The sequence below is a fragment of the Acidisphaera rubrifaciens HS-AP3 genome (genome assembly GCF_000964365.1).
In the GTDB taxonomy this organism is placed as follows: Bacteria; Pseudomonadota; Alphaproteobacteria; order Acetobacterales; family Acetobacteraceae; genus Acidisphaera; species Acidisphaera rubrifaciens.
Genome location: NZ_BANB01000679.1, coordinates 1 through 3,965 on the forward strand (window position 1 = coordinate 1; position 3,965 = coordinate 3,965).

Here is a 3,965-nt window from a genome sequence, read left to right on the forward strand (position 1 = left end):
CGCTGCGCGATGCCGCGCGGCCGCTGCGCGACGCGGCCGAGGCACGCGCCGTCGCCACCATCGCGTCGAACGAGGCGACCACCGGCGCGATCGTCGCCGACGCGCTGGCCCGCATCGGGGCGGACGGCGTGCTGACGGTCGAGCACGGCACCACGGTCGCCACCGTGCTCGAGATCGAGGAGGGGATGACCTTCGATCGCGGCTACCTTTCGCACCACATGGTCACCGATATCGAGCGGATGCAGGCCGTGCTCGACGAGCCGGACATCCTGATGACCGACCTCAAGCTGCAGACCGAGGCGGAGGTCGCGGCGATCGAGGCGCTGGTCGATCAGCGCGGCCGGCCGCTGCTGATCATCGCCGAGGAGGTGGCGCCCGCCTGCGTCATCCGCCTGCTGCGCCGCCGCGAGCGCGGACAGAAGCCGGTCGCCGCCGTCCATCCGCCGGAATACGGGCACTGGCGCAAGGCCATGCTGGAGGACATCGCGATCATGACCGGCGGCCGCGTGATCGCCCGCGATCTCGGGGGGCAGCTCACGGATCTCGCCCTCGCCGATCTCGGCTCCGCGCGGCAGGTGCGGGTGACCGCCGACCGCACGGTGATCGTCGCGGGTGGCGGCGCGCCGGACGCGGTCGCGGCGCGGCGCCAGCAGGTGCACCGGCAGCTGGAACTGGCGCCCGAGAACGTGGAGCGTGACAAGCTGGTCATGCGGCTTTCCAAGCTGTCCGGCGGCACCGCGGTCATCTTCGCGGGCGGGGCGACGCCAGTGGAGCAGAAGCGCCGCGCGCAACTGATCGAGGACGCGGTGAACGCGACCCGCGCGGCGATTGCCGAGGGCATCGTCGCGGGCGGCGGCACCGCGCTGCTGCAGGCGGCGCCGGCGGTCGCGTCGCTGGAAGGTGAGCTCAGCCCGGCCGCGTGGCTCGGGGCCGCGATGCTGCAGCGCGCCCTTGCCGCCCCTGTCGCGACGATCGCCGCCAATGCCGGGCTCGATCCGGACGAGGCGGTCCGCCGCGTCGCCGCCGCGCCGAAAGGGGTGGGCTGCGATGCCCGCACCGGCCAGTTCGGCGACATGATCGCGGCGGGCGTGGCCGATCCGGTGCGGGTCAGCATCGCCGCTATGCGGAACGCGGCATCGGTCGCGGCGCTGATCCTGACCACGGATACGCTGATCGCCAGCAAGCCCGACTACACCGATCCGACAGCCGGCCCGGCTCTCGGCGGCGGCGCGGAGAAGCTGGGACGCGCATGATCCCGACTTGCGCCGGGGGTGGCGGCGGCGAAAGCTGTCATGCTCGGACCGCGGGGAGGAAACGCGATGCCCGATGACCGCAGCCGGCGGACGCCGGACCCGGACGCGTCCCTGCCCTCGGCGCAGCTCATGCGGCGCGCCGAGGGCAGCGACACGATGCTTGCCTGGGAGCGGTTCCTGACCGGCGGGCCGCAGGCGGCGCGGCCGGAGCGGCATTTCGTCGTCGCGTCCTGGCTGCGCAGCCGCGATCTCGGCATCGATCCGCGTGCCCGCGCGGCGCCGCTGCTGCGCGACACCGACCGGATCGAGGGGCTGCGCGAACGCCACCGCGAGCTGATCTCCGCCGCGTGCGGCGTGTTCGGCGACGCCGCCGACCTGCTGGCCGGCTCCCGGTCCATCCTGCTGCTGACCAGCCCCGAGGGGATCGTGCTCGAGGTCGTGGGCGACACGCAGACACAGGACCAGGGTCAGGACATCAACCTGACGCAGGGGGGCGACTGGCGCGAGGACGTGATCGGCACCAACGGCATCGGCACCGCCATCGCCACCGGCCGGCCCGCCCATGTCCATGCGGCCGAGCATTTCTGCGAGGGCGTCAAAAGCTGGACCTGCGCCGCCTCGCCGATCATGGACGCATCCAGCGGCCGCGTGCTGGGCGTCGTCGATATTTCCGGGCCGCCCACCACCTATCAGCGGACCAACCTGACGCTCGCGGTCACCCTGGCGCGGCAGATCGAGATGGTGCTGGCCGAGCGGGCCGTACGCGAGCGCAGCCGGCTGCTGGAGGCGTGCCTCGATCGTCTGTCGTCCTCCGATGCGGCCGGGCTGCTGGCGATCGACCGCAGCGGCCGGCTCATTCACAGCACCGGCCGCGCCCCGGCCGGGCTGCGGGTCGGCCAGCATCTGCCGGGCATGGACGACGAGGTGCCGGTCGAAAGCTGGTCCGACCGGCTGCCGGAAGGGTTGCAGGCGGAATGGTTCAACCCCGTGCGCGTCGCCGGCCGCACGATCGGTGCCATGGTCGTCATCCCGACACGCGCCGGCCGGCCGCCGGGAGGCGCCGCCCGTGGGCTGGCCGCCCCGCGCCTCGCGGCGAGCCCGTCGGAGGTCGATCCGACGCGCAGTTCCTTCGCCGCCATCGTGGGCGACAGTCCGGCGATGCTGCAGGCGCTGCAGCGGGCACGGCACCTCGCGGACAAGCGCGTCGCGGTGCTGATCGAGGGTGAGACGGGTGTGGGCAAGGAGCTGTTCGCGCGCGCGATGCACGGCGACGGCGGCGCGCCGTTCATCGCCTATAACTGCGGCGCCGTGGCGCGCGAACTGATCGCCGCCGAACTGTTCGGGCATGTCCGCGGCGCCTATACCGGCGCGACCAGCGAGGGACGGTCGGGGCGGTTCGAGCTGGCGCATGGCGGCACCCTCTGCCTCGACGAAATCGGCGAGATGCCGATCGAGGTGCAGCCCTTTCTGCTGCGCACGCTGGAAGAGGGCGTTGTCTATCGCCTCGGCGAGACGCAGCCCCGCCGTCTCGACGTGCGCCTGCTGGCGCTGACGAACCGCAACCTGGCGGACGAGGTCGAGTCCGGACGTTTCCGCCGCGACCTGTTCTATCGCATCGCCGTCACGCGGGTGCGGATACCGCCGCTGCGCGAACGTCCCGACGACGTCGCCCGCCTGATCGCGCATTTCAACGCCCGGCTGGCGCAGCGTCATGGCGTGGTGCCCCGCTGCTACGGTCCCGCGGCGATGGCGATGCTGGAGGGATACGCCTGGCCCGGCAACGTGCGCGAACTGCGCAACGTGGTCGAGGAGCTGCTGCTGATCCCCGCCGATGGGGACGTCACGGAGGACGAGCTGCGCACGCTGCTGCCGGCGGCCGGCGCCGTGCCGCCGCCGGACCCGCCGCCGGAGGCGGCCGTCTGTGCGCCTCTGCCGACACCTGCTCCGACTCCGTCCCCGGCCGTGGCCCTGCCATCGTCGTCGTCGGCGCCCGCTCAGCCGCCTTTGTTTCCCGATGCGCGGCCGTCCTCGCCCGCGGCGACAAGCCTGGAGGAGGCGGAGTGCGCCGCTATCATCCAGGCGGTGCAGCAGCATCACGGCAACTTCGCCGAGGCCGCGCGGGCGCTCGGGATCGCGCGCAGCACGCTGTACCGCAAGGCGGAACGCTACGGGATCAATCTCGTCGGCGCGGCACGCGGCTGGGGCAGCGGGCGGATGGCCCGCAACTGACGGCGCTCAGGGCGGTCCGTCGCGTCCGAAACGCTGGATGACCTCGTGGATGGCGGCCGGGTCGGGCTGGTCCATGACGCGCCGCGCCAGCCGGGCGCAGTCGTCGATGTGCAGTCCGCGCACCACCTGCTTCACCCGCGGTACCGCCCCGGCGTTCATGCTGAAGCTGCGCACGCCGATGCCGAGCAGCAGCGGCGTCCAGCGCGGATCGGCCGCCATCTCGCCGCAGACCGAGACCGGCATCCGCATGCGCAGCGCGGCTTCCGTCGCGAACTGGATCAGCCGCAGGACGGCGGGATGCAGCGGGTCGTACAGATCGGCGAGGCTGGGTTCGCCGCGATCGACGGCGAGGGTGTAGGCGGTCAGGTCGTTGGTGCCGATGGCGAAGAAATCCGCCTCCAGCGCCAGCGCGTCGGCCGCGAGCGCCGCGCCGGGCGTCTCGATCATGATGCCGAGCGGCGGCAGACGGTCGGGCAGCCGCTC

At 73.0% G+C, this 3,965-nt stretch carries 3 protein-coding genes; 2 read left to right on the forward strand and 1 reads right to left on the reverse strand.

Annotated elements, in window-relative coordinates; genetic code table 11:
* Together groEL and B8460_RS16320 are read left to right on the forward strand one after the other, a co-directional pair.
* Positions 1 to 1,253, forward strand: a 1,253-nt coding sequence (gene groEL, locus B8460_RS16315; RefSeq protein ID WP_048862672.1) for a chaperonin GroEL, incomplete at its 5' end; no start/stop codon positions are given.
* 66 nt (positions 1,254 to 1,319) lie between these two features.
* Positions 1,320 to 3,482: a sigma-54-dependent Fis family transcriptional regulator gene (locus B8460_RS16320; RefSeq protein WP_199445675.1), complete on the forward strand. Its 2,163-nt coding sequence runs from the start codon at positions 1,320 to 1,322 to the stop codon at positions 3,480 to 3,482.
* A gap of 6 nt (positions 3,483 to 3,488) precedes the next feature.
* Here B8460_RS16320 and B8460_RS16325 read toward each other — a convergent pair.
* Positions 3,489 to 3,965, reverse strand: a 477-nt coding sequence (locus B8460_RS16325; RefSeq protein WP_048862673.1) for a putative PEP-binding protein, incomplete at its 5' end; no start/stop codon positions are given.

What these genes read in the sequence shown, in the direction of transcription:
- B8460_RS16320 (WP_199445675.1), top strand. Translation starts at nt 1,320, where the DNA reads ATGCCCGATGACCGCAGCCGGCGGACGCCGGACCCGGACGCGTCCCTG.